The organism is Mycobacterium sp. TH-M25 (assembly GCF_057473665.1).
Window position 1 is genome coordinate 1 of sequence record NZ_JBYCLA010000380.1, and the last position, 2,655, is coordinate 2,655.

3 protein-coding genes and 1 pseudogene are annotated in these 2,655 nt (G+C 58.8%); 1 reads left to right on the forward strand and 3 read right to left on the reverse strand.

Features of this window, described 5'->3' with window-relative positions:
* A partial coding sequence (locus AC2VOU_RS12695; protein WP_486957700.1) for a hypothetical protein occupies positions 1-185 on the forward strand: 185 nt, incomplete at its 5' end.
* 127 nt (positions 186-312) lie between these two features.
* On the opposite strand, the gene AC2VOU_RS12700 is transcribed toward AC2VOU_RS12695, so the two are convergent.
* The 3 genes and pseudogenes from AC2VOU_RS12700 to AC2VOU_RS12710 form a co-directional block, all read right to left on the reverse strand.
* The gene (locus tag AC2VOU_RS12700) at positions 313-1,584 is read right to left on the reverse strand and encodes a phthiocerol/phthiodiolone dimycocerosyl transferase (protein ID WP_054879152.1); all 1,272 of its coding nucleotides are present in this window, start codon (positions 1,582-1,584) and stop codon (positions 313-315) included.
* 33 nt (positions 1,585-1,617) lie between these two features.
* The gene (locus tag AC2VOU_RS12705) at positions 1,618-2,448 is read right to left on the reverse strand and encodes an ABC transporter permease (protein ID WP_047316490.1); all 831 of its coding nucleotides are present in this window, start codon (positions 2,446-2,448) and stop codon (positions 1,618-1,620) included.
* A pseudogene (locus tag AC2VOU_RS12710) lies at positions 2,445-2,655 on the reverse strand (antibiotic ABC transporter permease); the annotation flags it as partial. The pseudogene AC2VOU_RS12710 and the gene AC2VOU_RS12705, both read right to left, overlap by 4 nt.

Here is a 2,655-nt window from a genome sequence, read left to right on the forward strand (position 1 = left end):
CAATTACCCTTTTCAACAGCAGGTTTCGCTCTTCAGCAGTGGAAGCGGCAATCCACGACTACGCCGCCGCTCGATATATGTCACCGAGGCACTCAAAGGTCACGGTCGCCGTCTGGGCCACCGTAGGAATCAGGAAGTACGCGATCCGCACTATCACCCACCGCCTCAGCCTCGACCTGGCTTGAGTGGGATGCATCCAGCCGACAACAACGGCAAAGACGCAGGTAGGCTAGCCGCAACGGCACAATTGGCGGTCGGGCTATTCAGGACGGGTCGGAACTCTTCGGCGACGACGCAAACCCGACCTTCGGGTCACTCCATGATCCAGCCATACTCCGAGGGAACAGTGCACAGCAAGGAACGTATCGCGTCCAGAGCCTTCCCCGGTTCCTCGATGTGTCCGTGATGCTCGATGATCAGTTGCCCTTCGTAGACGCCACAGGAGTAGAGATCGAGGGGAACACTGACCGAACAATAGAAACGACCCTGAATGTCTTCAATTACAAGACCCGGCGGCGTGCGCATCGTTGGGAACGCAGTGGCGTCAGTGCAGAAGACAAGTGGTGGCAGCCCGGGCGGAGTTCCTTCGAATGCCGTACCGAAGTGCAGGCCCGACTGTTGAACCACACCGTTGGCCAAGTCAGCCCGAAGTGTGGCGCCGATATCGGTTGCTAGATCGACGATGTCGGTGTCCGGCCCGATCTCAGCGAGGTAGCCCGCCGCCCCGAGTAGGTTGGTACTTTCGGTCGGGGCTACTGGGGGCGCGAGAACATATCGCAAGTCGACGGGGTAAACGTAGGGAATCGGGACGTACGGGGTTTCGCGAAGTTTCCACTCGGTCATCAAGATAGCCGCCGCTACCACGGCGTTGATGCTGAGTCGATGTTCACGGCCGAACGCCGCGAGGTCCGATGTTTCCTGCTTGGTGAGCCAGAGCCGCGTGACCGGAACAGCTTGGGGCAATCCAGGTTTCGCGAGGACAGTCGGCGTCTCGGTGGCAGGTATTTCATAGGCATACATCGCCGACAGGAAACGCTCGGCTCCCGACAGGCCGTGCTTCTTGACGCCCCGCTGTTGCAACACGGCCTCCATGGACAGCGGTGTGGGCTGTGGGACTATCGGGCCGGGGTCACCGGTGGTCACCACGTCGGTGTAGCGGGAGAACAATTCATCGACAAGAACGGCCCCATGGTGACCATCGGCCATGCTGTGATGAATATAAAGTACGAGCTCGCCGCCCCCCTCGCGAAGCGTGAGCCGCATATTCAATAAGGACTCGCTCTGATCGAGCCGCACTTCGGCCTGGCCTCCACTAATACCCGACCCCGCCCCGTTGGTGCCGTCGACGACACAGATCCCTGAGTGGAGCAGGTCATCGGCAACGAGATTCCAACCACCATCGGGACTTTGCTCAAGGTGACTGGCCAAGATTGGATGGGTCTCCACGAGCGCGTCGAAGGCCTCCGACAGCGCATCGACATCGACAACACCACGCAGCTGGATTGTCATGGAAGTGAAAACTTCGTACTGCGCGAAGACTTCCTCGCTGTGTGACAGCTTTCGGATCACTGATCCAGGAAACACCTCAGGACTCCCAACTGATCAATGCATGCTGGCTCAATGCGTGCAGGCCCGTCGATAGCCAACTACAAGGGGTACCGCGCATGCGGCGCAAATACCCGCTGTCCACAACAGGGTCGCGATCATCGGAGCGAGGACTGGACCGCCCATCGATAATCCGCGCATCGCCGCAACGGCGTAGCTCACTGGCTGATGGGCAATAAGCGGCTGGATCCAGCCTGGATACTGGTTCAGGGGCACCAGACCCGTGGAGAAAAAGATCGTGATTGCTTGCGTTAGCTCAACTGCCTCAACCACGAATGTTTGCTCTGCGTAGAGCGCCACCGTGGTGACCATGGCGGCGATTGCGATGCCAAGTATCACCGGGACGCCAACCCACATGAGGCTCGCAAGCACACCCTGCTGAAACCGGAAACCCAATATCACCCCAGTACCCAGCATCACCAGGGTGGTGAAGAGGGTCCGAATTGCGTTTGCGAGGATTCGAGAGAGCGGGCCCGATGCCCGGTGCACAGGCAGCACCCACAATCGGGAAAGCAGGCCGATGGAACGCTCGCGCATCAGGTCGATCGCGACGTACGTTGATCCAGTGATCGCAGCACCGAGCGAGATTAGCGGAACGATGCTGTAGAGCGCACTCTCGCGGGTTATCGCGTAAATCAGATTGCCGAGCACAATGTCCAGCACCAGGATGAAGATAATCGGCAACACGAGTGCGCCGATGATGGTGACGTAATCACGCGCCCACCGAGTGAGTAACCGCTTGGTCTGCAATAGAGTCTGCGAAACGAGCAGCCGAGCAGAGTTGTCTGGGTACTGCGAGCGTACGGGTTCCAACCCGACTACCTGACTTGTCATATGAATCATGGCCGTCTAGACAAAACGAAGATGGATGTGGGCACCAGGACAACCAGGAAACCGACCAGCCACGCCAACGTCGGCGCCATGATGGGCCATGTCACTGGTAGGGCTGACTTAGTGGTATCCCCGGCCAGTGCGCGAAGCGCCAGCACGAACTGGGAGATCGGTTGATTGCGGACAAATGGCTGGATCCAATGAGGAAACAGCTTGACA

What these genes read in the sequence shown, in the direction of transcription:
- AC2VOU_RS12705 (WP_047316490.1), bottom strand. Translation starts at nt 2,448, where the DNA reads ATGATTCATATGACAAGTCAGGTAGTCGGGTTGGAACCCGTACGCTCG.